At 44.3% G+C, this 24,977-nt stretch carries 21 protein-coding genes and 1 pseudogene; 14 read left to right on the top strand and 8 right to left on the bottom strand.

Features of this window, described 5'->3' with window-relative positions:
- Positions 1–116: 116 nt before the first annotated feature.
- A complete protein-coding gene (gene lepB, locus LEP1GSC052_RS07275) occupies positions 117–677 on the bottom strand; it encodes a signal peptidase I (RefSeq protein WP_010572106.1) in 561 nt (186 codons plus the stop codon).
- A gap of 112 nt (positions 678–789) precedes the next feature.
- On the opposite strand from lepB, the gene LEP1GSC052_RS07270 reads away from it, so the two are divergent.
- The 3 genes from LEP1GSC052_RS07270 to cysK all read left to right on the top strand — a co-directional run bounded on the left by LEP1GSC052_RS07270 (position 790) and on the right by cysK (position 3,845).
- Complete coding sequence (locus tag LEP1GSC052_RS07270; protein ID WP_010572107.1) at positions 790–1,332, top strand: gamma carbonic anhydrase family protein; 543 nt, start codon at positions 790–792, stop codon at positions 1,330–1,332.
- A gap of 340 nt (positions 1,333–1,672) precedes the next feature.
- Positions 1,673–2,743: a hypothetical protein gene (locus tag LEP1GSC052_RS07265; RefSeq protein WP_040913363.1), complete on the top strand. Its 1,071-nt coding sequence runs from the start codon at positions 1,673–1,675 to the stop codon at positions 2,741–2,743.
- 172 nt (positions 2,744–2,915) lie between these two features.
- Positions 2,916–3,845 (top strand): cysteine synthase A, encoded by a 930-nt coding sequence (gene cysK, locus LEP1GSC052_RS07260; protein ID WP_020985762.1) that lies wholly within the window; start codon positions 2,916–2,918, stop codon positions 3,843–3,845.
- 378 nt (positions 3,846–4,223) lie between these two features.
- Here cysK and LEP1GSC052_RS07255 read toward each other — a convergent pair whose 3' ends face one another.
- Positions 4,224–4,766 carry a DUF1564 domain-containing protein gene (locus LEP1GSC052_RS07255; RefSeq protein ID WP_010572110.1) on the bottom strand — a complete coding sequence of 181 codons (543 nt, stop codon included), beginning with the start codon at positions 4,764–4,766 and terminating at the stop codon, positions 4,224–4,226.
- Positions 4,767–5,202: 436 nt separating this feature from the next.
- Between LEP1GSC052_RS07255 and LEP1GSC052_RS07250 the strand changes: the two genes are divergently transcribed.
- From LEP1GSC052_RS07250 to LEP1GSC052_RS07240, 3 genes are all read left to right on the top strand, one after another.
- Positions 5,203–6,051, top strand: a complete 849-nt coding sequence (locus tag LEP1GSC052_RS07250; protein ID WP_010572112.1) for an oxygenase MpaB family protein — start codon at positions 5,203–5,205, stop codon at positions 6,049–6,051.
- Positions 6,052–6,064: 13 nt separating this feature from the next.
- Positions 6,065–7,924, top strand: a complete 1,860-nt coding sequence (gene topA / locus LEP1GSC052_RS07245) for a type I DNA topoisomerase (protein ID WP_020985551.1) — start codon at positions 6,065–6,067, stop codon at positions 7,922–7,924.
- Positions 7,925–8,469: 545 nt separating this feature from the next.
- Entirely contained in the window at positions 8,470–8,805 is a 336-nt protein-coding gene (locus tag LEP1GSC052_RS07240; RefSeq protein ID WP_040913361.1) for an LIC10421/LIC12816 family protein, read from the top strand.
- Positions 8,806–8,939: 134 nt separating this feature from the next.
- Here LEP1GSC052_RS07240 and LEP1GSC052_RS07235 read toward each other — a convergent pair whose 3' ends face one another.
- The 3 genes from LEP1GSC052_RS07235 to LEP1GSC052_RS07225 are packed head-to-tail and all read right to left on the bottom strand — an operon-like array spanning position 8,940 to position 11,649.
- Positions 8,940–9,353, bottom strand: coding sequence for a hypothetical protein (locus LEP1GSC052_RS07235; RefSeq protein ID WP_010575136.1), 414 nt, complete (start codon positions 9,351–9,353; stop codon positions 8,940–8,942).
- A 10-nt stretch (positions 9,354–9,363) separates the two neighbouring features.
- Positions 9,364–10,161, bottom strand: a complete 798-nt coding sequence (locus LEP1GSC052_RS07230; RefSeq protein ID WP_010575135.1) for an ABC transporter ATP-binding protein — start codon at positions 10,159–10,161, stop codon at positions 9,364–9,366.
- 6 nt (positions 10,162–10,167) lie between these two features.
- Positions 10,168–11,649 (bottom strand): HDOD domain-containing protein, encoded by a 1,482-nt coding sequence (locus LEP1GSC052_RS07225; protein ID WP_040913360.1) that lies wholly within the window; start codon positions 11,647–11,649, stop codon positions 10,168–10,170.
- A 133-nt stretch (positions 11,650–11,782) separates the two neighbouring features.
- On the opposite strand from LEP1GSC052_RS07225, the pseudogene LEP1GSC052_RS07220 reads away from it, so the two are divergent.
- Together LEP1GSC052_RS07220 and LEP1GSC052_RS07215 are read left to right on the top strand one after the other, a co-directional pair.
- Positions 11,783–12,073 (top strand): annotated as a pseudogene (locus LEP1GSC052_RS07220) (LIC12077 family protein).
- Positions 12,057–12,338, top strand: a complete 282-nt coding sequence (locus LEP1GSC052_RS07215; protein WP_205872859.1) for a hypothetical protein — start codon at positions 12,057–12,059, stop codon at positions 12,336–12,338. The pseudogene LEP1GSC052_RS07220 and the gene LEP1GSC052_RS07215 overlap by 17 nt, the downstream one beginning before the upstream one ends.
- 324 nt (positions 12,339–12,662) lie before the next feature.
- Here LEP1GSC052_RS07215 and LEP1GSC052_RS07210 read toward each other — a convergent pair whose 3' ends face one another.
- The 3 genes from LEP1GSC052_RS07210 to LEP1GSC052_RS07200 form a co-directional block, all read right to left on the bottom strand.
- Positions 12,663–13,511, bottom strand: a complete 849-nt coding sequence (locus tag LEP1GSC052_RS07210) for a hypothetical protein (RefSeq protein WP_010575130.1) — start codon at positions 13,509–13,511, stop codon at positions 12,663–12,665.
- Between the two features lie 89 nt (positions 13,512–13,600).
- Positions 13,601–13,936, bottom strand: a complete 336-nt coding sequence (panD, locus tag LEP1GSC052_RS07205; RefSeq protein WP_100736660.1) for an aspartate 1-decarboxylase — start codon at positions 13,934–13,936, stop codon at positions 13,601–13,603.
- 28 nt (positions 13,937–13,964) lie between these two features.
- Positions 13,965–14,498, bottom strand: a complete 534-nt coding sequence (locus tag LEP1GSC052_RS07200; protein WP_010575128.1) for a type II toxin-antitoxin system antitoxin SocA domain-containing protein — start codon at positions 14,496–14,498, stop codon at positions 13,965–13,967.
- A 17-nt stretch (positions 14,499–14,515) separates the two neighbouring features.
- On the opposite strand from LEP1GSC052_RS07200, the gene lipB reads away from it, so the two are divergent.
- The 6 genes from lipB to LEP1GSC052_RS07170 are packed head-to-tail and all read left to right on the top strand — an operon-like array spanning position 14,516 to position 24,977.
- Entirely contained in the window at positions 14,516–15,175 is a 660-nt protein-coding gene (gene lipB / locus LEP1GSC052_RS07195) for a lipoyl(octanoyl) transferase LipB (protein ID WP_010575127.1), read from the top strand.
- Positions 15,176–15,220: 45 nt separating this feature from the next.
- Positions 15,221–16,363, top strand: coding sequence for an LIC_12071 family protein (locus LEP1GSC052_RS07190; protein ID WP_040913357.1), 1,143 nt, complete (start codon positions 15,221–15,223; stop codon positions 16,361–16,363).
- 9 nt (positions 16,364–16,372) lie between these two features.
- On the top strand, positions 16,373–17,305 hold the full coding sequence (locus tag LEP1GSC052_RS07185) for an STAS domain-containing protein (RefSeq protein WP_010575125.1): 933 nt from the start codon (positions 16,373–16,375) through the stop codon (positions 17,303–17,305).
- Between the two features lie 3 nt (positions 17,306–17,308).
- Positions 17,309–18,904, top strand: a complete 1,596-nt coding sequence (gene murJ, locus LEP1GSC052_RS07180; RefSeq protein WP_020986089.1) for a murein biosynthesis integral membrane protein MurJ — start codon at positions 17,309–17,311, stop codon at positions 18,902–18,904.
- A 10-nt stretch (positions 18,905–18,914) separates the two neighbouring features.
- Positions 18,915–19,136, top strand: a complete 222-nt coding sequence (locus LEP1GSC052_RS07175; RefSeq protein WP_010575124.1) for a DUF167 domain-containing protein — start codon at positions 18,915–18,917, stop codon at positions 19,134–19,136.
- An 18-nt stretch (positions 19,137–19,154) separates the two neighbouring features.
- Entirely contained in the window at positions 19,155–24,977 is a 5,823-nt protein-coding gene (locus LEP1GSC052_RS07170) for an LA_1737 family protein (protein WP_020986536.1), read from the top strand.

Below are 24,977 nucleotides of genomic sequence, written 5' to 3'. Positions count from 1 at the left end.
AGGGCCGCGAAAATGGACGGCGCGGAAAAATACGAGTCTAAAAACGGAATGGAAAAAAATTATAAACTAAAACGGTTCGGTTTGAAGTTCGTTCGAGTTCGAAAGACGTCGAAGAATCAGAGAGCTTTCCCGAGAATATTCTCGATCGGAATCGGACCGAAATCTCTGGAATCGGAACAGGAATCGCGGTTGTCGCAAAGAAGAAAGTAATCCCTGTCTTTTAAAATCAAAGGTTCCGAGTTGTCTCTTCCCGAAAAACTCGCGGGAAACGGACCGCGCTTGTCTTCGAACTGGAGTTGAAATCCTTGGCCCGCACCTGCGACGTCTTCTGGGTTGTTGTTGCGAAAAAGAATCTTATTCTTCATCTGAACGGTGTCGCCTGGTTTTCCGGAAATTCTCGAGAAGACGACTTTTCCGGTTTGAGTCGGATGTTTCACCAAAACCAAATCGCCTAAGTAGAGATTGGATCGGTCCACAAAACGGGAGAAATAAATTCTTTTTCCGGAGGAAAAGGCCGGAGACATCTCGTTTGTTTCCAACGTGAACGGAAAAATCAAAAAGTATCGGATGAGAAACGCGAAGGACGCGCCGATCAAAAGTCCGATTCCCGCCTGTTTGAGAACGGATTTGATCCTTTCCCTTTTTTCTTTTTCCTGGTTGGACGAACTTCTGCTCATGCGTGCATTCTTTTCTCCGCAAGAATTGGGTCAAAAGAAAATCTTTTTTTTAGACTTGTTTTGAAGACTCCGAAAGAAAGTTCTGGAAGAAGATAGAACGAGGGAAAGTCCGATGAAATCAAATTATCAAATTCTCGAATACATGGGAAAAAAACCGCAGATCCACGAATCCGTATTTTTGGCTCCGGGTTCGCAGGTCGTCGGAGACGTAGTGATCGGAAAAAATTCTTCGATCTGGTTTCAAACCTTGGTTCGAGGCGACGTGAACTACATTCGGATCGGGGAGAATGTAAACATTCAGGACCTTACGGTCATTCACGTCGCGCGTGACGTATATCCGGTCGAGATCGGGAATAACGTATCGATCGGTCACCGCGCGACGATTCACGGATGTAAGCTCAAGGACAATGCCTTTGTGGGAATGTGCGCGACTTTGATGGACGACGTGGAAGTGGGAGAATTCGCGTTTATCGGCGCGGGCGCCTTGGTGACGCCGGGCAAAAAAATTCCTCCCGGAGTTCTCGTGATGGGATCGCCCGGAAAGATCGTGCGCGATATCACCGATAAGGAACGCGAAATCATCACTCGTACGACAGGCAATTATATCAGATACAAAGAGAACTACTTGCAGGATCCGTTTTATTCCAGAAGTTGAATGGACCGGAGAATGGTAAACGGAAGTTTTGTTTGTGTTCGTCTAAATTCAGAGGAGAAGAATTGAAAGCCGTAATTCGAGATCGGGTAGTAGTTCCTACGTTCTTCCGTGAAAACGGTGCGCCGCTCCCTTTCAATTCAATGTGTCGTTTCCTAAGAGGAGCTCCACAGACGGCGGGTGACGAGCGATCCATCGAGAGCGAGACGCCGAGTTTGAGGTGTCGGGAAACAAACGGCAAATTCTCCTCTATCAGAAAAACATTCTATTTGCAATCACAAATTTCAACGAAAGACTTTGTCGTACCTCCGACAAACCGCTTGTTTCAAAAAAGGATTTTACAATGACGACGCATACACTTCCGGGCGTATACATTCGGGGAACCGGCGTAATCGGTTGGCCCTTGGCTTCTTTGATGTTATTGCTTCGGGGAAAACTCGAAACGTATCAGGTTTTTATAGAACCGTATCGGCTCAAAAAATCGGAGATTCCGGCGATTCTTTCCCTTGTGGAAAAAGGAGGAATCGTAGTCGATACGAGAGACAACGGGGTTCGGGATTTTTTTCCGGAGTTTGTTTCGAAGAAGGACGCACTTCGGGAATCGCTGGTTCTTTGCGATTGTTCTCCGCCCGGCGTCGCCGATTCAAGAATCGAAGAATACAGTACATCAGAATATTCTAAAATACGAATGTTTATCGCACAAGGGAGCGAGCACAAGTTCGGTCCTCAGTTTATGTATCCGGACGTTCGGGATTTTCTGGAGAAGGATCTTCCGAAGTTTCTACACGTTTCCACCTGCAACACGCATACTCTCGCGGGATCTCTTCGTTTGTTGACGGACGAATCTCCGAAAGAATTGGAATCGATTTTGGAGGAAGCGGACTTTCTCGTGATTCGAAGGGACGCGGACATGGCCAAGGACGATCCGCACGTGACCGGACCCTTGCTCGTTAAACCCGAAGCGGAATGGGGAACCCATCACAGTCGATTGTTAAACGAATTGTATTCTCAGATAAAGGTTCGGTTGCCCGTAACTTCTTCGTCGGTTACGATCAATTCTCCCTATATGCATTTGGTTCGATTTCGTTTTCGTTTGAAGAAGGCGATCAAAAAGGAAACGATTCTCCGAAGAATTCAAAACGATCCGTATCTTTCCACGACCGATTTGATTTCGACGAACTCGATCTTTTCGTCGGGAAGGGATCGGGGTCTTTACGGAAGAATCTTTTCGCACGCGGTGATTCCTCTCGGTTCTTTGGAAATTCTGGAAAAAGAAATCCGAGGTTACGCGGCTACGCCGGGGGATTCGAACGTTCAGATTTCTACGATCTATGCGGTCTTTCGCACGCTCGGTCTTGAGTTCGGTCCCGTTGCGGAATCCTTTTTGCAAAGCGTCGTTTTACAGGAAATTTAGAAAATCGCGGAAATTTTTAGAGAATTCTAAACCGCTCAAAAGTCCGTACGCTTGTAAAAAGAATCCGTTGAAAAGGATTTTTTTTCTTGAATTCATTTGTTATATTGAAATAAATGTCTAATATAACAACATCTAAACTCAAAGAACCCTTGCAATAGGTAGGAAAACAGAAATGAAAGCTAAGAGTATTTTAGAAACGATCGGTAACACTCCACACGTAAAAATCAATCGCTTGTTCAACACAAAGAGCGAGATCTACGTTAAATTAGAAAGATCCAATCCGGGCGGATCCATTAAGGACCGTATCGCTCTTTCGATGATCGAAGACGCTGAAAAATCCGGAAAACTGACAAAAGACAGCATTATCGTAGAACCAACTTCCGGTAACACCGGAATCGGACTCGCTCTCGTTGCGGCCGTTAAGGGATATAAACTTCTCTTAGTGATGCCCGAGTCTATGAGTATTGAACGAAGAAGAATTATGGCGGCTTACGGAGCGGAATTCGAACTCACTCCAAGAGAAAAGGGAATGCCCGGCGCGATCGAAAAAGCAAAACAAATCGTTGCGGAAAATCCGAAAGCGTGGATGCCACAACAGTTCGAAAACGAAGCAAACATTAAAGTTCACGTAGAAACTACGGCGCAAGAAATCGCAAAAGATTTTCCGGACGGACTCGACTATATAATCACCGGAGTAGGAACCGGAGGTCATATCACCGGTGTCGCTCAAGTGTTGAAGAAGAAATTCCCGAATTTGAAAGTATTTGCGGTCGAGCCGGAAGCTTCTCCTGTGATCTCCGGTGGAAAGCCTGGACCACACCCGATCCAAGGGATTGGAGCAGGATTCATTCCTAAGAACCTTCATACGGATCTTTTGGATGGAACGATTCAAATCAGCAAAGACGAAGCGTTTGAATACGCACAAAGAGCGGCTAAAGAAGAAGGTATTTTTATCGGAGTTTCTTCCGGTGCTGCTCTTGCGGCGGTTGCGAAAAAGCTTCCCGAGATTCCGGAAGGATCGAAAGTATTAACTTTCTCTTATGATACAGGAGAAAGATATCTTTCCATCGAAGGACTTTTCCCGGTTCCTGCAAACGCATAAGAGAATTTTTTTTGATCTAAATTTTCTCCACTGGAACCCCGGAGCGGTTAAGCCGCTCCGGGGTTTTTTATTGTCTTTGGTGATATGGTGACGGGGTAAGCGCGCGGCGTGATCGTGCGAGTGGTAAGAGGACGCACGGCGGGGCTTCGTGTTTTTTTGTCGGACGAAGCGTGGATGAGATTACGCGCATGGAAGTCGTTGTCGGTGCAATGAGGGTGAAAGGGGCTCTAATATTGGAATTTTGTCGTTGTGGATGTATTCGAATCGAAGCTCGTTTTTATATCAAAGCATAAGTGGATCTGAATCGCTTTTTTTGAAACGATCCTGTTTTGCGATTTGTTTCGTGTATTCTTTTCAATGTTGTCGTAGGTTTGCTGTTTAATGGTCGGGAAACCAATCTCTGTAGTCCAAAGTGCGAAAGAAAGAATCCGGTTCGCACCGAAGTCTTCGGATCGCTTCGTTATTTAAAAGATCAAGGTGGAGGATATAACTGTAGTACCTGTGAAAGGTGGGAACTCCCGCATTCACTGTGTCCACGATAGAATTCCCGACTCCTAAATCCTCCAACCACAAAAGATAATTAAAAAGATAACAACGAGAAACTCCATGCGCCTGCGCCAAAGCGCCCAATAAAGTCCAACTACCCGTGCTCAAACGAACATTCACCCGTTTCATCTTTGTTGATCCCGAACTTGGTTGGTACAACGTTTTCCCAGCTCTATGACCAAGACGTTTTGAGGCAGAAAGATATTTGCCGTAAGTTCTTAACATTTCCGGAATTTTCTTCGGAAGTTTACGAACTTCTTTTTCGCCAAAACGAATCCAGACTTTTTCAGGAATTAATAGGGTCACCGTTTCCAAACGAGGTTCCTGCAAGCGAGAAGAAATCTCGCGATCCGTGTCCAACAATAAGTATCCCATACTTCATACAGTTCTCAAAATTGACCGATCGGAGATCCGTTTGGCAAGACCTGAGCCGAAAAAAAAACAAAGAATCTGATTCGAAAAAACACTCCACAATTCCACGACTCCACTAGAGACACAACAATACGATGCAAACGAATCAAATTCAAACGACGAAGGAAGAGAAAGGCGGTCCAAATCGAAAAACACCAAAAGCAAAAAACAAATTTCCGAAACGCAGTCATTTTATGCAAGGTTCGCAAAATCAAAAATAAACAAATGTTCATAAAATCAATACCGGCTCGCGCCATGCGACCCAATCAACCCAGTCCAGCCGAAATCAAAACAAACTCAACCAAACCAAACCGTTCAAACCAAATGAAAAAGTTTGATGTCGTATTAATAAAATCGAATAATCCTTGCCTCGAAATTTCGAATCTGAAATTTTCGGTCTATGTGGAACAAAAATGCGATCTTAAATCGAATTCAAAAATTGAATCCGGAAACGGACTATCATCGGATTTCTTTTCTATCCGGAAGTTACGACTTTCCCAGAGATATAGAAATCTCACTTGCATTAGCATTCTTTAAAACATTCGCGATTCCATCCATCGCCAAAATTTTGGATGAAACCAAACAGTTCGAAAACTACGGACAAAAAAGATACGACGATACCGCGATTCTTCTCGCGGAATTCTTAGAAAACGGAACCGATTCTCAGAACGGAAAAGAAGCGATTCGAAGACTTAATCAGATTCACAAAAAATATGAAATCGCCAATTCCGATTTTCTTTATACGTTAAGCACCTTCGTCTTTGAACCGGTTCGATGGAATCTTCGTTTCGGATGGAGAAGGGGAAGTCAAAAGGAAAAACTCGCGAACTACTACATGTGGAGAAACGTCGGAAAGCTCATGAATATCAAGGATCTCCCGAGCGACTATGATTCTTTTGAAATCTGGAATCGTAAATTCGAAGCGGAGAATTTTAAACGAACCCCTGAAAGCGAACGACTCGGACAAGCAACGCTTCATATTCTCGCGGGAAGAATTCCGAATCTGCCGGGAGCGCGCGCGTTGATCTTTCACGCACTTTTCAGTCTGATGGAAGCGCCTCTCAGAGACGCGATGGGATTTCCGAAACCCCACCGAGCGATCGAAATTCTCACCTTAATCGTTTTTAAAACGCGCGCGCTTCTCTTAAAAACAATCTGGCCCGCACGGACCAAACCGTATCTCGTGACAAAACGAAAAAACCCAACTTACAAAAACGGATATTTGATTGAAAACCTGGGCCCGCACTAAACCTTAAAGAACGGTGTCCTTTCTTTTAATCGTCGAATCTCCTTCCAAAGCGAAAACCATAAGCGGGTATTTAGGCAAAGAATTTAGAATTCTCGCGACCCTCGGGCACGTAGCCGATCTTCCGAAAACGACCTTAGGTTTGGATTTGAAAAACGATTTCGAACCCGAATACGTCGTATTACCCGGAAAGAAAAAAGTTCTTTCCGAAATCGTAAAAGCCGCAAAAGAATCCGAAAAAATTTTCCTCGCGACCGATCCCGATCGAGAGGGAGAATTCATCAGCGCTTATATCCGGGATCGAATCAAAAAAAAATCCAACGTTTATCGGATTCGATTCACCGAAATCACGCGAGACGTGATTCTTGAAACATTAAAAAATCCGGATTCGATTCGCGAATCCCTCGTGGACGCGCAAAAAACGAGAAGAATCGGAGATCGATTGATCGGTTATTTTATCAGCCCGGTTCTTTGGAAGGAAATCGGTCCCGGTCTTTCGGCCGGGCGCGTGCAATCCGTCGCCCTCAAATGGATCTGCGATCGCGAAGAGGAAATCCGAAATTTTAAAACGGAAGTATATTATAATATTCTTTTGTATATAAAAGACAAGAAGGGAATCGAAGGAATCTTTCATAGAACGGGAGATCGCATTTTGTCCGAACAAAAAGCGAAAGAAATTCTCAAGAACGTTCAAAAACAAAAAAGTTTCAAGATCGAACACAAAAAAGAATCCGTCGGAAAGAATTCTCCACCGCCTCCGTTTCAAACCGCGAGTCTTCAACAGGAAGCGTTTCGCAGATTTCAATTCTCCTCCAAAAAAACGATGAGCCTCGCGCAAAAGTTATACGAAGGAATGGATCTCGGAAACGGAAAAAGGGAAGGGCTGATCACTTATATGAGAACGGATTCCACTCGTATGAGCGCGGAATTTATCGACAAGGCCCGGTCCTGGGTTTTGTCGAATCTCGGTGAAAAATTCTCAAACGGACCGGGCCTTGCTTCGACCCGAAAAAACAAAAAACCGAATCAAAAGATTCAAGACGCACACGAAGCGGTTCGCGTTACCGATCCACTCTTAACTCCGAACGAAGCCAAGCGATTCTTAGGAAAAGAAGAAGGGCTTTTATACGAACTGATTTGGAAACGAACGATCGCGTCCATTCTACCTCCGGAAGAATTCTTAAAAACGGAATATTCGATCCGGATCGAAGGGGAAATTTTCGGACTCGAAACGAAGAAGACCTTGTTCGAAGGTTTCAAAATATTAAACGAAGTGGACGCAAAGTCTGTTCCCGTTTGGGATCGGGGTGAATCCGTTTTTCTGAACAACACAGAACTCGAAAAAAAACAAACCGAACCGCCTTCCCGTTATTCGGAAGGATCGTTGGTCGCTAAACTCGAAAAAGAAGGAATCGGTCGTCCTTCCACGTATGCGACCGTTTCGGAAACGCTTCTCAAACGAAAGTATGTGGACCAGGAAAAGAAATTCTTTCTTCCTCTTCCTTTGGGCGAGAAGGTCAATTTTTTTCTGCAAACGAGCTTTGGGGATCTATTCCGGGAGAAGTTCACCGCGGAACTCGAATCCGATCTGGACCTTATCGAAAAAAACGAGGCCGATAGCCTTTCCGTATTAAACCGACTTTGGTCGGAATTGCAGACTCGAATTCAAAGTAGTAAGGCATCCGCGGTCGTATTTCGCAAAGAATGGGCCGTTACGAGACAAAAAAAACGGGAAACCGGATGGGGAAGCTGTCCGTTGTGCAAGGAAGGAAGTCTTCAAAAGAAAAGAACCTCCAAAAAGAAAGAGTTCTACCAGTGTAGCCGCTTTCCCGATTGCGAATATGTCAGCTACGAACTCGGAAACGCTTCCTCTTAGAGCATCTTTTGTTGTCCTTGCTTACTTCCTAAGCTAAGGACGAGCGCAAAGACTGCTTCCACTTTCGGCATAAATTCGTTCGTCGACGTACAAGTTTTAAATTTAAAACGATTTCTTTCGTTACGGGCAGCCCGTGAATGCGTCTACATTTCCATTTGATTTTTTATACGATCGTCTGTATAATTCTTAGATAGGATGCGCTTCGTCGGATCGGAATCGATTTTCTTTTTAAGCAAAAACGCTTAAACGACTGAGCCGATTTTTAAGTTCCGTTCGGATTGCCCTTTTTTTAAAAAACGAAAACGGAAGCGTTTCGTTTTTAATAAAACTATAAATTCAAAAAATAGAATATTCTAAAAATATAGAATTCAAAATGACTTCGCATTAAATTTTTATCTTTTTCTAAAAAAATTATTTATTTTTTATCGAGACGGCGTCGTATAGGTAATAGAGAAACAAAAAGTTTCTTGGCCGTTTTTCTGAGAGGGTTTCTTCGATTTTCGGTCTTAAGCAAAAACAGACAAAAAAACATCGAGGTTTCAATCATGAACACTAACAAATTGATTTCTGTAGTTTCCCTTTTAGGCTTTCTGGCTGCAAGTTCCGTTTTCGCCGTCTCCGAAGATGTCGAAGATCAGCTCTTGGAAAAAGCAATCGTAGAAAGTGCCGTTACTAAAGAACAAAAAACCGCAGTGGGTAATTATTTGAGAGCCGTTGCTCAACAAAAAGCTCACAGAGCGGAAGAATTGAGAGAACTTGCAAGAAGATCTACCGGCGGTAAATTTCTCGCAAGCAACGCTCAATCTCAAAAATACATCAAACAAGCTCAAAGCTTAGAAAAAGAAAACGCAAGATACCAAGCGATTCTTCAAAGCTTCTAATTTTCAAGTTCGATTTTTTAACTTGCAAAAAGGCGCCCTGCGGGCGCCTTTTTTGTTTGAACCGACCGCGAACGTTCCGCAAAACAGAAAACATCCTTTCACATACTTGCTTGCTTTTTGGGACGCTACAATTCTCAGCTGAACTTAGTTTCGAGTAAGATCTTCAACTCGCTTAAATCCTTTTGGACCCAGGCCGCGTCTTCTTTGAATTTTTCCGAAGTCATAGAGGGGAGTTTATACAAAGTAAAAACGATTTCGCATCCTTCCGCGTTGGGAAGAATCCGCATCGGGTTTGCGACCTTCGTTCCATCCGTCAAGATCACGGTATGATCTAAAATTCCGTACTCATTCTCGGGAGTAAAACTTGCCGTAAGAGTTCCTTGCGGAGCCTCGATGATCCATTCTCCCTTGGCGCCGGGGCGAATGGACTTACAAAGACCCGAAGCCCATTCGGGGAAGTTGGTCGGCTCGGAGAGAAAACGATATGCGGTTTTCCAGGCAACTCCGATCGATACTCCGATATGTTTGGTTTCTAAGACCGTTTTCATAGTCACCTCTTTAGAAGGATTTTCTTTGCGGGATGACGGACCAGGTTCCATTGATTCGATTTACCTGCAAGGATAGATCGTAAAGATTCTGTAGATGATCTTCTGTGAAACACGTTTCGATCGGGCCGGTATGAACGACCTTTCCTTCTTTGAGAAGAACGGCCTTGGTATAAAACTCGGGAATCTCTTCGGGCCTATGAGTGATGTAAAGCGAGGTGAAGTTTCTTTTGGAATGATATTCCTTGAGAAATCCTAAAAAGTCTTCGCGGGCGCTCAGATCCAGGGAAGAACAAGGCTCGTCTAAAATCAAAAGATCCGGTTCGCTAACGAGACTTCGCAGAAATAGGATCTTCTTTTTTTCACCAGAAGAAAGAGTGGAATAGAATTGATCCTTCTTTGCGATCAGATTCGCTTCGGCGAGAATCCGCAAGGCTTTGGATTCTTCCTCGGGATTCGGATCCCGGTAATATCCGATGGTATGAAATAGTCCCGTTAACACGACATCGAGAACCGTGAGCTTTCTCTGGAGAGAATTCTCCTGTTGAGACGCGTCCAAGATTCCGATCCGTTTGCGAAGATCCTGAATCGCGGTTTCTCCGTAGGTTTCGTGAAAAAGACGAATGGTTCCCGAAGTCGCCCAGATCATCCCGTAGATCAGATTTACGAGAGTACTTTTTCCGGCTCCGTTTCTTCCGAGAAGAACGCAGTGTTCGTTTTCCTCTATCTCAAAACTGACGCGATCCAGAATGGTCTTTCCGGTCGGCTTATAACTGATTTCCTCGACGGACAATAAGGAATCTTTTTTCAATAGAATTCAATTCTCCATTCTCGCGATGTCATACAACTTTCGGAGTTTCTCGCAGGTTTCCTCGAAGGTCTTTTTGTCCGCGAGATCGTATTTGTGAAGTATGGTTTCGTCTATCGTGAAAAAAGAGGCTTTCTTGTCGATACAATCCATCATCATATTGGCGAGATACACGAGTTCTACAAGATCGTGATAGACGCTTCCGACGGCCATAAACGGTCTGTGATGAAACTCGATCATCTGAACGAGATCCGGCGGGAAGTCCCATTTTTTTGCGAGAAGAGCGCCTAACGTAGGGTGCGAGATCCCGATCGAAATCTCCTCTAAAATCGTGGAACTTCCGAAGTCGCGATCCTTTTGGTAATTGGTGAGTTTGATGAACAACTTTTGATCCAGGGAAAGAAGAATGAATTTCCCCAAATCGTGCAGTAGAGCGCCCGCGGCGGCGATATCCGCAACCCTCGTCATGCCGCCGCGGCCGGCGATATGACGAATAAAAAAACTGCACATATTCGAATGATTCCAGACCTCTTGCAGTTTCGCATAACGTCCATCCATGATCTTGCGAACGCCCGAAACGTAGAGAAGGTTTCTTACGTTTTTAAGACCGACGACTTTAACGGCTTGAACGATCGTGTTCACCTTGTTTCTACTCGCGAACCCCGCCGAGTTGGAAAGTTTCAACAAGTCCACGCTGAGCGCGGGGTTCTTTTCGATTTCGTTCGCGATGATTCCCAGATCCGAATCCGGATTATTGCACAAGGAGATGATCCGCGTCAAAGTGTTCGGGAGCGGGGGAAGACCTTCGATCTCTACTAAAATTCTTTCTTTGAGTTTCGTCGTGATCTCGATCGGAACGATTTGTTGAGGAACTACTAACGTTGCTCTTGTCAGCTTTCCGTCCGTGTCCACCTTGAACTTATCCGAGCCGATCCCCGAGTTTTTCAAAAGAAGTTGAATGAGAACCAAACCGAGACCCGCGCTTTCCTGAGAATCGGAAATGTCCATAAACGCGTCGGAAAGATCGTTGTATTTTTTGGCGGACTCGATTCTTTTTTTGATCCGATCGAGTTCCTGCGGTAAAAGAGCCGCGTCGTTCTCGACGAGAATCGCGAGGCTGTTGTTAACCATCTTCGCGCGGAAATGAATCTGAAAACTGCTGTTGAGAAGAATGTCCCTTTGATCGTCCCAGTGATGTGTGATCTCCTGTTGAAAGGTCCGCATTCCCTTCGTGTAATGATCCGCGTTGTGAATGTCCAAATTCTTTTTCAGAAAGAAAATCCGTTTCGCGTTCGCCTTGTTGGCGTTCATTAGAATTTCCTTAAGAATGGTGGAAATCACCTCCGTCAAAAAAAGTCGGTCTATTTTCCCGAGAATATTAAGCAATAAATTATAGAGCTGTTGATGGTCTTCCTCGGATACGAATTTGTATTCGAGATCGATGTCTTTTCCGTTGAGTAGAGTCTCTGTCAGTTCGGGTATGTTTAGCATTTCAGCGGCCTTTTCGCAGACAATTTTTTCCGGGTTTCCCAAATAAATCCAGTCTTTCCGAAAAACGGTTCCGGGGTTTGTCCGGGGGAGTTGGTATTCTTACAAATGGATTCGACGGATGTTGGAGGATAAAATGGTTTTGGTACGAGAAACGGAGAATGAAATCGATCGGCAATTGCGATATTTTTTAGAGGAGAAATTGGAAGGAATTCTGGACGAGGCTCGCAAAGTAAAAAAAAGGCGCCAGGAAGTCCTTCACGGCAAAAAAGCCGGAAAGGAGGGTGGGGAGCTCCCACAAGAGGGGGATTTTGGAACGGACGCGCCCGACGATCAATTGACTCTTTGGAACGATCCGATTTGAGTCTTATTTTCAAACAATGCGAACATAATAAAAAAGATGGACAGTCCTGGAAGCAATTCTTAGGATTGAACCAATGGACAATAGCTTCTTCTCAGAAAGCGAAAACGGCCAGGGATTTCCGGTAAAACGGGACATCCTCGATATCATGGATTCGTATCGATATATGAATTCTTCCTATTTCTTTGATTTTCTTTCCGATGGGCGCTGGGATCACGGCACCGGCTGGATTGAAAAGAATATGAGCGGGACCGATTGGTCAACCCGCTATGTTCCGGAGAGCATAGAACGTTATAAGAAACAGACAAAACGTTCTAGAAAATCTCTTTAAAGAAATATACATTCCTCGAAACGGTTTACGTTCTTGGTTTTCAAGGACGAAGCGCCGCTTATCTTTTTTTCCCCTTTGTATTGTTAAACAAACACCAAAACATCCGAACTTTTTTCTTCTACCGAGAATGGTTCCAGAAATATGTGCCGCTCGTATCACTCGTACCGAGTAGTCGTTCGTTGCTTGGTGTTTGCGTGTGACAACGACGAACGCAACGACAACGAGCGCGACTACGTCGCATTTCATTCGTACATAAAAAAAGGCGGATCAACTCCGCCATTTTTCAATGCCATCGTGCATTGCCCGATCGATTCAATCGAAGTCTTAGTTGAGAAGTTTAATTCCCGTAACGTCGATGAATCTTCTATAAACCAGTTTGTTTTTTTCTTTCAAAGGATTGAAGATCAAAACCACAACCTTGTTGTAAGTCACATAACCGGGTCTGTACTCGGTGTAGTGGTGGGACATCAAAGTCGTTTTGTATTTCGCGCTGTAGATCGTGTATGTATGCTTGTTCAAAGATTCGTGAGATTGTTTTTTCTTTTCGTCTTCGGTTTGATCCACGAAGTTGCTCAAAAGAACCTGATCCTTTTTAGGACCTTGTTCTCCGAAAATGGTGAACTCAAGAGCGTTTTCCGGATGATTCGTAAGATACGTAACGGTTTCGGTCAACGCAGGAAGGGACATCTTTACCATTTCTCCGCGGGAAATACGATCGTCGTAATCCTTCTTCACTTTGTTGTATCTTTCCTCTCCCCAAACCGCTTTGGATTCGAGTTTTTGAGGCATCAAGTTTTGAAAGTTGATAATGAGAGTGCTGTTTTCGGCGTCGTATCCTCTCCATTTTGGGAAAGGAACCAGATCTCTTTTTTCCGGGTTTACGGAAGTAGTCTCGTTCACCGCTAAAACATAAACGGAGAATTTTGCGGGATCGAAATCGCGGTTTTCCATTTCCACCATTACGTCCAGAAATTCTCCCTTACCGTTGTCCGAATGTCTACGAAAGAAAGAAATGTTCTTAACCGCAAGACGCTCGTCGTAGTAGGATAGGGGATAGTATTCTGTTCCGCCGTCCTTTTTGTTCGGATCGGGTTTTTCTGCGTTCTGGCTAAAGGTCGTCTGACCAACGAAAAGAAGTAGCAGGCAAACAGAGATTCTTAAAAAAGATTTCATAGTTATTCTGGTCCGATGGAATTCTTACTAATTTATATCGGCCTTTGAAAGCCGGAAATTAGGTTGGGAAAATCGTTTTTTGGTAAAAATTACCGTTTTCGGTTATTTTCGTCAACGTGAACTACTTTTGGGGAGTAGTTCGTCGGAAGATCAGCTTCTTCCACTTGAGCGTAGGTGATGATGATGACTTTGTCGCCTTTCATTCCCAGTCTCGCGGCCGCGCCGTTTAGGCAGATTTCTCCGGAACCGCGTTTTCCTTCGATGATGTAGGTTTCGAAACGGGCACCGTTGTTTACGTTGACCACGGAAACCTTCTCATATACGCGCATTCCAGCCGCGTCGACGAGATCCATATCCACGGTTAGGCTTCCTTCGTAGTTTAAATCCGCGTCCGTGACCGTAGCCCGGTGGATTTTACCTTTCATTACGGTTATCTGCATCTTAAGGGCTCCGCTACTCGCTAAATAGTACCTTAAAAATTTTACCGGAGATATTTAAAAGCGTTTTCCTCTTAAAAAAGTGAATTTTGGTATTCAAGGTATCCATACTGAACGGAATTTCTGCGAAAAGCGGCGAAATGATGTAGTTTTCGTAGAGATTCGGATATACCCGATTCTCATCATACACCGCACTTTTGAAGTTTTCCAAAATCTTACGGATGATTCTTTTTTCCTGTCGGTTGAGGTCTACGGCTTCTTCTCCCGGTTCCCCCGTCCAAACGATTTGAAATCCGGAGATTCCCTTATCGGTCAGTCTGGGTTTGATATCTATTAGACCGTTTTTTCTCAAATGAAGCAACGCCCCTTGGAAATCCAAAGCGCAGGGAGAATCTTCCAAATGGATATACGTTTGGTTCGTGATCAGCTTTGCATTCTTCTGAAAATAAACCCCGTCGGAGTAATAGATCAATTTGGAGAGGGAGAGACGGTCTCTTCCGTTGGGGGACTTCTGAAGGATAAAAGAGATGACTTCTAAGAGTTTTTCCATATAAAGAACTTGTGAGAATGATCGAACCGAAAGGAGAATTTCCTTACCTCCGTTACGTGGAACTGCAGGAAAAACTGCGGTCGCATAGGAGGGAATGTATTCTATTTCTGGAACACGCTCCCACGATCACCGGCGGAATCAATTATAATCTAGAGAATCTACTCTTAGGGAAGGAATTTCTGGAATCTCAGGGAATTCAGGTCCATTTTATCCAAAGGGGCGGGGATTTTACGGCGCACGAGCCCGGTCAACTTGTGGTTTATTCTCATGTGGATCTAAAAAAGCGGGAACTTTCGATTCGTTCTTATCTGGAGAATCTTTTGCGCTCCGTGATCGACGCCGCCCGTGAAACCTGGGATCTTCGTTTGGTGGAGAATGGGGACGCGCCCGGTTTGTATCTCGAATCCGATCCCTCGCGAAAGATCTGTTCGATCGGAGTGAACTTTAAGTCTTTTTTTACGAGTCACGGAATCGCTTTTAACATCCGCAACGACTTTCGCGCGTTTCAGAGCATCAATCCCTGCGGCAGAAGTTGGACGGATATGACGAGCGTGGAAAAGCTCGGTCTCGACGCCGGACCGGATAAGAGGAACGAATTTATTTCCAAACTCAAAGCGAATCTGAATTCTTTTCTAAATTCTCCAAAAGAGTTACTTTCTCACGGAAAAGTGAGTTAGAATCCGTTTTTATCCTCAAGAGAAAACCTCGTTTCTACCGATTTGTTGGATAGAGGTCTCAGAGTGAAGATTTTCAAAAGTATATTCTATTTTCTTTTGCTGCTGATCGTTTGCGAATCGATCGCTCTCGGAGCCGTGGCTTGGTCCTTTTTGGAATCTTCCCTGGCTTCGTTCGACCTTTTAAAAATCGGTTCGGATAACCGAGCCAGAGACACGTTAAGCACTCTTGCCAAGGCGGCGGAGAATTCCGGCAGCGACGCGTCCTACGACGACATGAATTTCGTTTTTTCCAGAATGACCAAAATTTCGGACAAGGACAATGACGGTTATACGATCAAGGAAATCTTTTTGACGAACGAAGCGGGGATCGTTCTCGCTCATTCCAATCCGGCTTATCTTCAGGAAACTCTGAAAAAAAGAAAACCCGAGGCGTTGTATCAGGACGCTCTTTATACGAGAGCCTTTCGTCTTCGCAAATGGCAGATCAGTATTCCGGTTCTTTTAGGACAAAAGAAAGAAGTTCTTTCTAAGAGCGTTTTCTTTTCCAAGTTCGAAAGTTTTTTCCCCGAGATCAGCGAACCCGAAATTCTTCTTTCCGCGGCCGTGTATCATCCGGTGAAATTGGAAAGAGTCGCCGCGATTCATATGATCTACGATCGGGGAAACTTCCGTAATTTCGTTTTGAAACAAACGGAGTTGTTGGAATGGCTTTTACGCAATTATTCCCTAATCGCTCTCGGAGCGGCCTTGTTTTTGGAATTCGTCTATCTTCTTTTGACCTTGGGCAATTCTACGAAGGAAACGGTTCCCGATTTCGGTTCCAGACCGCTCGTGGAAAAGGTTTCCCATTCAAGCGCGACTAACGTTCCCGTTTTGGCGAAACAATCCAGTCCGCTCGACTCGGTCGCGTTTCCGGGAAGTTTGGGAAGTTCTCCTTCCGCGGTTCCATCCGTTTCGGATAACGTGCCGACTCATGCGACTCCCGTTCTGACCGCTTCCGCGATTCCGGAGGCGATCTCTTCGGCGCAAACGACCGTTTCTCAAAACGTAGTAGGAACGACGTCCGCTCCTTCTTCCGTCGCGGCTCCGGCACAAACAAACGCGCATCCCGGAGCGGCAGGTTCGAACGTTGCGCCCGCAGTCGTTTCTTCTCGGGAAGAAATTTTGGACGCGATCTACTTAGGATAAGATACAGAAGTGGAAATCAGATCCAGACTTTCGGGAAATATTCTCAAGCTCAAGCTGAAGGGTCGTTTGGACTCCGCAAGCGCGGAGGATTTTTATTCTTATCTGAAATCGAAATGGGAAGAGGGAATTCGTAAATTTCTTTTTTCCTGCGAGGAATTGGAATACATCGAGTCCGAAGGAATCGCGGTTCTCGCGAGATTCGAAAACTTCCTAAAAAACAGAGACGCGTCTTCCGCCTACTCGGCGTTCAACGAAGAATGTAAATCCCTTTTGAGCTTTTTGGGTTTCGGAAAATCCATCGCTTTTTTCGAGGACGCAAATCGCGCGGAAGAATATCTTTCTTTGATTAAAATTCAAGATCAAAGAAATCCTGCGACGTCTTCCAATCCGATCTCCAAGATCCCGAGAAATTCTCCCGTGCAATTTTATTCTTCCGGTTCTTCCGTCGGTTCCGCAAGTGCGAAGCCCGCGGGTTCGGGCGGTTCTCATTCGATTTATATTCCCGAGATCAAAACCGTTCCCGAATTCGGAGTGGAAGAAAACGAAACCGTTTCCGGTTCCGAATCTAATTTTCCAAAGACCGAAAAAGTCCAATCGACTCCGGGTCTTTCCACTCAATCGCAAAGATTGCGCGCATTCTTAAACGAAGGAAAAGAAGAGGAAGAATCTTCCGTTTCCGAAAAAGCTTCCGGCGCGTCCGAAACCGCGCCTTCCAACGCGGGTTTGGCTTCGCATTCTCAGGAATATTCGGCGAAGAAGAACTTGGACAAGGCGATTCTCGCGGAAAAAAATTTCCCGAAACGAATGATTTACTGCGGCGCTTGTTCTTCCCGAATCCGGGTTTCCAAACCGGGAAGATATCAATGTCCGAACTGTCAGATTCAGTTTGACCTAAATGCCATGGGCGGAGTTCGATACCTAGAAAAACTTCTAGGACCATGATCGTTGTCTAACGCCGCATCGAGAAGCATCGCGCTTTCCTTTTATACGTTTCTTTCCAGAATTCTGGGTCTTATCCGAGATCATTTTATGGCCGTTTCCTTCGGAACCGGAATGGTCGCGTCCGCTTTTTCGGTGGCGTATCGTCTTCCGAATATGTTTCGCAATCTTTTGGCAGAAGGAACGCTTTCCCAATCCTTTATGCCTCTCTACGCCGAGTCGGGTAAGATCAGCGAGGAAGAAGCGAAGGTGATGAGCGGCGCTGTGTTGTCCTTTTTGTTTTTTATTCTTTCGCTTCTCGTGGGAATCGTGTTTTTATTCTCGCCCTTGTTTCTTCCGATTCTCGTAGGTGGAACAAAAGAATATTCCGATTTAGTAATAGAGCTTACGTATATTCTGTTTTTCTTAATCGTCACCGCAAGTCTTTCCGCGATTTTTATGGCGATCTCCAATTCGAAGAATCGATTCTTCGTTCCTTCTCTTTCTCCGATCATTTTGAATCTGAGTTATCTGTTCGTTTTTATTTTTTTGTTTCCGTTCATAGAGGACTTACACGATCGGGTGATCGTTCTTTGTTCCGCGATCGTTACCGGCGGTTTTTTACAATTCGCGGTTCAGGCTTGGTATGTTTGGAAAAAAAAGGACACGCCTTCCCTCAACGTAAACTGGAAACATCCCGCGATTAAAAAAATCTTCAAGCTGATGTTACCCGCCGCGCTCGGAGGAGGTTTTTATCAACTCAGTCTTCTTGTGGATATATTTTTGGCCAACTGGGTGCAGAACCACAATCCGGGTTTGGGAGCCGTTGTCAGTTTGGATTATTCGCAAAGACTCGTTCAGTTGCCGACGGGGATCATCGGAGTCGCGCTTGCGACCACCATTCTCCCCGCGCTTCTACAATCTTTAAAAAAGGAAGAATGGTCCGCGGTAGGACAGGAACTTTCCGGCGCGCTCGAGTTCGCATTATTTTTAACCGTTCCCGCGGCGATCGGTATGGTCCTGTTAGCCGGACCGATTTTGGATTCGATTTATTTCGGCGGAAAGTGGGATCATCTTGCGACTCATACCGCGACCTTGCCGCTCGTTTTTTATTCTTTGGCGATACCATTTTTCAGCGTCAATAAGATATTGATTTCATCGTATTACGCGTTTCAAGATACGAAAACTCCCTTGAGAATTCAGTCGGTTTCGTTTACGATCAACATCGTTTTGAATCTTTCGATGGTTTGGTTTTTGAAACATTCAGCGATCGCGCTTTCCTCCGCGATTTCGGCGATGATCACTTTTTTCCTTTTGGGAACCCTTTTGAAAAAGCACAAGGTCCAATTCCCTTGGTCCGAACTTTTGAAAAAAATTTCCAAGATGGCGATTCCGTTTTTGCTGCTTGGAAGTTATCTTTTCTTTCATCAGATTTTCTTATATTCCTCGATTCTAAACTACTTGGAATCGGAAGGGATTTCCTATGCGCAGGCCTCGAGGATCAATCTGAGTTTCGTAATTCTTCCTTCGATTCTCATTTTTTTCGTTTCCAGTCTCGTTTTTAAGGTCGACGGGATATATCTTTTGGTTGGGAAATTCAGAAAAAAACATAGGATCGGTTGACCGAAACCGTATGAAGTTTACGGTTCTCGTGAAACCGAACTCGAAAAAAGTTTTTTTCCGAAAGGAAGAGGACGGTTCGATCACGGTCGCCGTTCGCGAACCGGCGTTGGAAGGAAAGGCGAACGAGGCGGTGATCGAGGCTTTTTCGGAAGCGATGAATCTTCCGAAACGAAAGATCCGGATTCTTTCGGGAGAAAAGGGAAAACGAAAAACCGTCGAGGTCGATCTTTAAAACTCGGACCGAACCCATATGCGAAATCGAATCTTACTTCTCATTCTTCTTTGTCTGCCAGGAATTCTTTTCGCGCAGACCAAAACGCAAACCGAAGATCCGTTCGACGAACTCGTAAGAGAGAAAAAGGAAATTTTCGGAAGCGAAAAAGAGGAGAAGTATCCGATTCGATTGTTGATCTACGATTGGGAAAAGTGGGAAGGACATTCCGCTTGGCATCTCTTCTGGTTTATTCGAAAAACCGATTATCCGAAATATAAGCAATTTAGAATATTCCCTCTTTATAATTCGATCGAGGCGAAGTCCGGAAAGGCAAGTCTCGATTATCTCTTTCCGATCGCCGGTTATCGAAAGGTGGAATCGGAGGGATTGCTCGAAAAAACTTTTTTATCTCCTCTTTATTACAACAACACGATCGAACCGGTGGGCGGCGGCCCGGGTTACAGAGAATCCGCCACCTTTTTCTGGTTAGGTTATAATTTCAGTTCTTCCGGTCCCGGCTTTGAAAAGAATTTCACGATGGTTCCCGGATTTTTTCCGTTGTTTACGAGAAAGACGGAAACGTTAAACGGAAATCCGTCCAGTCATATGTTTTTTCTTCCCTTGCTGTTTTTCACAAAGGAATCTTCGGAAGAATCTAAAACGACTCTCGCTTTGTTTCATTGGGGAAGGGACTCCGAGAAGAAATACTTTCATTTTTTTCCTCTGGTTCATTATACGAATTATAAAACCAAAGAAGATTACTCGTTTACTTTTTTTCCGTTGTATCATCAATCGAAATCGAACGCCGCTTCGAAACGATTCGAGCTCTATTCTCCTTTGTGGTTTCAAGAAGAGGAGAGGACCTCCGATTCTTATTCCGAATTTACGTTTTTGCCGTTTCCGCTTCTTTATCGATCGAAGCAGATTTCGCCTCGGGAAGAATCGAGCGTATTTTTACTCGCTCCCTTGGCCTTGTATTTTAAGGACGTAGGGGAGAACGTTCAATTTCGGAATTTTCTTTTGTTTCAATGGGGGAAGGAAAAAGAATTTCGATTTTTTAGATTCTTGCCGTTGTTGTATTGGTCGAAAACCAAGGATCAAGCGGACGGCGAGTTTACTTTTTTTCCGTTCGTATTTTATAAACAGAATTCGTATTTCAATCTGTTTCCGATTTTGTATTATAAAAAGGATTCTTATTTCACTCTTTTTCCTTTGTATCATCAATCCTACGAAGGCGATAATTTTACGCAGTATATTCTTCCCTTTATCTATCGCCGTACTGGAAAAGAAGATTCAGAAACCTTAATATTAAATACCTACTGGAGCAGTTCCAAGGACGAGCTTGCCTCTTTTCATTTCGTTCCGTTCTGGTTTTACAAAAAGAACGAATACAAACATCTATTCCCGCTCTATTTTTCCTGGGAAGAATCGAAGGAGAACTCCGCATTTGCCGGTCCGCTTTATTATCGTTCCGTGACCCCGACTTCTTCCACGAACTATTTAATCAACACATACGTTCGATTCGATCGGGGGGAGCTGTCCGCGTTCACCTTCTTTCCTCTTTTTTATTATAAGAAGAATTCTTACGGGCACGTGTTTCCCGTTTATTTTTCCTGGATAGACGACGATCAATCCGTAAATCGCGCAGGCCCTTTGTTCTATCAGTATCGATCCGCGGATACAACTCAGGACTATTATATAAACACGTATTACAAACGAGAACGGGGAAAAGGTTTAACGGAACTCGTCAGTTTTCCGTTCGTGTTTTACAAAGAGAATTCTCATCTTGCGATTCTTCCGTTTTACTATCAGTCGATCGACGGAGACGATTTCACGCAATACTACTTTTTACCGATTCCGATGTACAGACATATTCGAAAAATGGAATCGGAAACTTTGGTGTTGAACGCGTATTGGACAAGGGACGCGAAGGGTGAATACCAGTCGTCCACGTTTTTTCCGTTTTACTTTCATAAAAAGAATTCTTATTTAAATATTCCGTTTTTGTTATACTTTCAATCGCAGACGGAAACCACGCACGAAAAGATCGCTCCTTTGTTTTATTCGTATTCCGCGCCGAACGAGGACGAATTCTTTCTTTTGGGTTATCACAGCTACAGTTCGGATCGGACTTCGTTTAACAGAATGTATCCGTTTTATTATTCTTCCCGGGAAAAAGACGGTTCCTCCTTTTTGGGTTTGGGCGGTTTGTTTTATCGTTGGAAGGACTCGACGGGCGAAACGACGACGCGGACATTCTTACCTCTGCACTACTATCAAAAAAACGAATATAACATTTGGTTTCCGTTCTACTTCCGTTTCGGAGGAGAGGATAAGAATCACGTTTCTTTCAGTCCCTTGCACTATAGACTCAGATCTCCGAACGTGGATCGGGATTGGATCGTTCTTTATTATTCTTCCGAAAACAGAGAGGAAAAAACGAGTTCTCGTTTCGTAGCTCCTCTTTATTTCGAATGGAAAAATCCGGAATCCAGAGGGGATATATTTCTTCCGGCTTACTTGAAGTATTACGAAAAAAACAAAAATCTCGAATTGTATTTCGGCGGGATTTCGATTTCACAAACCGGCGGAAAGTTCGACGCTTCCTTTAAGTCGAGCGCGTCCGGAAAAGAATTCTACGTCGACTTGGATTATTCCTTCCTCTACAATATCTTCAGCGTTTCCTTACGAAAAGAATTGTCGAATCCTCTCGCGTTCTTTTCCGATGAAAAAAAGGAAGAACCGATTCCCGTTCCACAAGCCAATCAAGGTTCGAAAAACATCGGAAGCAAAAAGGGTCTTCGTCTCGCGGTGGTTGCGGAAGATTCTGCACAGACTCCTCCAAAAGAAGGTTCCAACTTCGCATCGTATAAAAAACTCGCGAGAGAAAACTCAAGAAATTATTTCGGATGGGAAGCATTATTCGGAATCGCGAGTTATCAATCGGGCGACGATAAAAGTCACTTTCGAATTCTTCCCTTGGGTTGGTTTACCTGGGGAAAAAACAACAAGGATCGTATCTTTGCGTTTCCTCTTCCGTTGCCTACGTTTTGGGGAACGGTGGGCGACGAATCGTATCGGGTCGTTTTTCCTTTGTTCGCGGAACAGAGAAAGGGAGAGGATTATACGAGAGCCTTCGGGATTTTTCTGTTCGTGATGGAACAGGAAAAGGATCGAAAGGAATATTCCGTTCTCTGGCCTTTGATCCGTTATGCGAAATCGAAGGACGAAATCGCGTATCGATTCTTTCCGTTTTTTACGCATAAGGAAACTGGGGATCGTCTGGAAACCAAGAGTATCTTTTATTATCGGTCCCGCGAAAAAACGGGTTCGTACGAATCCTCGTCCTTTCACGGAATTTTGTTTCCGTTTTATCACGCTTCCGAAGAAATCTTTACGAAGAATGATTCCGTTTCCGGCGGCGGATACGGTTTGTTTTTTCCCTTTTACTATCGAAATTTCGAGGATCGTTTTGTCGGGGGCAATCAAGTATATAAGGAAAGAAACATATACACGCCTTTGTTTTTGTATTCTTCCTTGGAGGATTCTTCTTTGAAATCGAAGGAATCCTTTGTCTTAAGTCCTTTTTATTTCGCTTCCGGTTCCGAAAAGAATATATTAGAAAAATCGTATGTATCCGATTTGAATCTGATTCTGCCGATTCCTTTGGTCGTTTGGGGTCGGGAAGGCGAGGAAAGATACAACTTCGTCGCCGGTCTTTACCGAGCGAATTCTCCCGAAAGTTCCACTTGGAATTTCCTTCTTTTGTTCGGTTCTACGAAAACGAAAAAGGATTCAAAGGAAGAAACCGTTTCCAGTTACGTGTTTCCGTTCTACTTCGGAACCACGGTCACGGAAGGGGAAGTCGTAAAATACAAATCGAAAACGATTCCTCTTTTGTATTCGGGAGAGGAAACTCCGGAATCGTCTGAGAGTCGTTATGCGGTCTTTTTCAGTCATAAATCGAATCCAAACGCGGGTTATTCGAAATGGGTTTTGCCTCCGTTTCTTTATTACGAAGAGGAAAAAAATCCGTACGGTCAGGCGGAAACTTCGATCTTTACTCCGCTTTGGTTTCAGAAAAAGGTCTCGCCGGGACAATCAAAGTTAAAAACCTCTTCGGATAAAAAATTCTTTCCGATTCCTTTGCTCGCTACGTATGAATCGGTTACGGACGAAGGAATGATCCGGGAAACGAGCGGTTGGGATTGGCTTTTTCTTGCGAACTCGGAAACGAGAAGGATTCCAAGCATTCAAAAAACGGAATATGATTTGAAAATTCTTTTGGGCGGGATTTTCGGTTATTCTTCCCAAGTGGATCCGGCGCGAGAGTCCGTTTCTTGGAATCTTTCTTTGTTTTATTTTAGAAAGGTCGTCTTAGACAAGGGAGTTAAGAACTATTCCTCGAACTTCGTTCCGATCGTTCATTCGAGCGAGACGACTCCCGATTCGGAGGACACGAATTGGTTTTTGATCTTTGGAAACAAATCGGATCAAAAGACCGGATACAAACGAAAGATGTTTCTTCCCGTTTATTACGAAAAGGAACAGATCGTTCGCAAAGGTTATGTGGATTCCACTTCGTTTTATTTTTTATTCTATCAATGGAAGTCCGTTCAGGAAGGCAAGGACGCAAATTCTTACACGGAACGTTTTTATCCGTTGCTTCCGATTCCGTTGCTCTATACGTATGAAAATCGTATCCGCGACGATAAGGTTCGCAAAGACGTTTGGGGGTTCGATTGGCTCTTTCTGGCGAATTACAAAAACACGAAGTATCTTCATTCGGGGACCGAGTCGACTTCCTTTAAGGCTTTGTTGTCCTTGTTCGGTTACGAAAAAAACGGAGCGGCCGGAGAACAGGAATTCAGTTCTTATCTCTTTCCTCTTTTCTTTTACAAAAGCGGAGAAAACAAGGAATACGATTCGTATCGTTGGTTCGTTCCGATCGTCGCGTATCGGAGCTTCAACGAAAAACAGGGAAAGATTTCCTCGCATACGAATCTTTTCGGAATTCTCATGAATTACAAACGGGACGACGACGCGGGTACGAAAAGTTTCTTTTTCTTTCCTTCGATCTACTATTCGAACGATTCCGCCAACAAGGAAAAAACGTTCTTCGTTCTTCCGTTTTTATATTCCTCTTCTACGGGAGAGGATCAATATTCGTTTTTCTTAATGGGATATTATCAGAGCCGCAGTCAATGGTCCAATCGTTACAACTTTTTATATCTATTCGATTTGGAATCCTCTCTCACCGAACAAAAAAAGGAACTCACTCTTTTCTTGGGAGCGTTTAACGGAGAATTTCAAAAGGATAAAACGCGTTGGGGAGTTTTCGGCGGAATTCTTATGGGTTATCAATCCACTCCGCAGGCGGTCGACTGGAACGTTCTTTGGATCCGTTATTTGAATTCTCCTCAAGAAAAGATCCAAAACTTTTTGCCCGTTTACAGATACAGCGAAAACCGAGAAGGTTATTCCTTTCTCGCTCCGCCGATTCTCACGTATCACGAGAAGGACGTAGAAGGAAGTTTGACGTTAGGCGGTCTTGGTCTTCTTTATTATAAAAACCGTTCCGAGGTTTCCAAGGAAGAATCGACCAAAATTCTCGGCGGACTTCTTTTCTTCTCCGAAAAGAAAGCGGCTAGGGGATATCAAAATTACGGTGTGCTCGGCGCTCCGTTGATCGGCGGTTTGCTCTTGAATTACGAATACGAAGAGGATACGGGGTTTGAAAAAACTTCCGTTCTGAAATTCGTGTTCAGTCGCACGACCTACAAGGGAAAAACGTGGAACAGTTATTTCGGGATTTCGAGCCGATTGTTCGAAGGCGACGACGAGAAGGAACGTAAATAA

The sequence above is a fragment of the Leptospira kmetyi serovar Malaysia str. Bejo-Iso9 genome (genome assembly GCF_000243735.2).
GTDB lineage: Bacteria > Spirochaetota > Leptospiria > Leptospirales > Leptospiraceae > Leptospira > Leptospira kmetyi.
Note: the sequence above shows the minus strand (reverse complement) of the source record. Positions and strands in the feature narration are given on the sequence as shown.

Bases quoted from the DNA above. Each gene is read 5' to 3' on its own strand.
- lepB (WP_010572106.1), bottom strand. From the start codon at position 677: ATGAGCAGAAGTTCGTCCAACCAGGAAAAAGAAAAAAGGGAAAGGATC.
- LEP1GSC052_RS07270 (WP_010572107.1), top strand. From the start codon at position 790: ATGAAATCAAATTATCAAATTCTCGAATACATGGGAAAAAAACCGCAG.
- LEP1GSC052_RS07265 (WP_040913363.1), top strand. From the start codon at position 1,673: ATGACGACGCATACACTTCCGGGCGTATACATTCGGGGAACCGGCGTA.
- cysK (WP_020985762.1), top strand. From the start codon at position 2,916: ATGAAAGCTAAGAGTATTTTAGAAACGATCGGTAACACTCCACACGTA.
- LEP1GSC052_RS07255 (WP_010572110.1), bottom strand. From the start codon at position 4,766: ATGGGATACTTATTGTTGGACACGGATCGCGAGATTTCTTCTCGCTTG.
- LEP1GSC052_RS07250 (WP_010572112.1), top strand. From the start codon at position 5,203: ATGTGGAACAAAAATGCGATCTTAAATCGAATTCAAAAATTGAATCCG.
- LEP1GSC052_RS07240 (WP_040913361.1), top strand. From the start codon at position 8,470: ATGAACACTAACAAATTGATTTCTGTAGTTTCCCTTTTAGGCTTTCTG.
- LEP1GSC052_RS07235 (WP_010575136.1), bottom strand. From the start codon at position 9,353: ATGAAAACGGTCTTAGAAACCAAACATATCGGAGTATCGATCGGAGTT.
- LEP1GSC052_RS07225 (WP_040913360.1), bottom strand. From the start codon at position 11,649: ATGCTAAACATACCCGAACTGACAGAGACTCTACTCAACGGAAAAGAC.
- LEP1GSC052_RS07210 (WP_010575130.1), bottom strand. From the start codon at position 13,511: ATGAAATCTTTTTTAAGAATCTCTGTTTGCCTGCTACTTCTTTTCGTT.
- panD (WP_100736660.1), bottom strand. From the start codon at position 13,936: ATGAAAGGTAAAATCCACCGGGCTACGGTCACGGACGCGGATTTAAAC.
- LEP1GSC052_RS07200 (WP_010575128.1), bottom strand. From the start codon at position 14,498: ATGGAAAAACTCTTAGAAGTCATCTCTTTTATCCTTCAGAAGTCCCCC.
- lipB (WP_010575127.1), top strand. From the start codon at position 14,516: ATGATCGAACCGAAAGGAGAATTTCCTTACCTCCGTTACGTGGAACTG.
- LEP1GSC052_RS07175 (WP_010575124.1), top strand. From the start codon at position 18,915: ATGAAGTTTACGGTTCTCGTGAAACCGAACTCGAAAAAAGTTTTTTTC.
- LEP1GSC052_RS07170 (WP_020986536.1), top strand. From the start codon at position 19,155: ATGCGAAATCGAATCTTACTTCTCATTCTTCTTTGTCTGCCAGGAATT.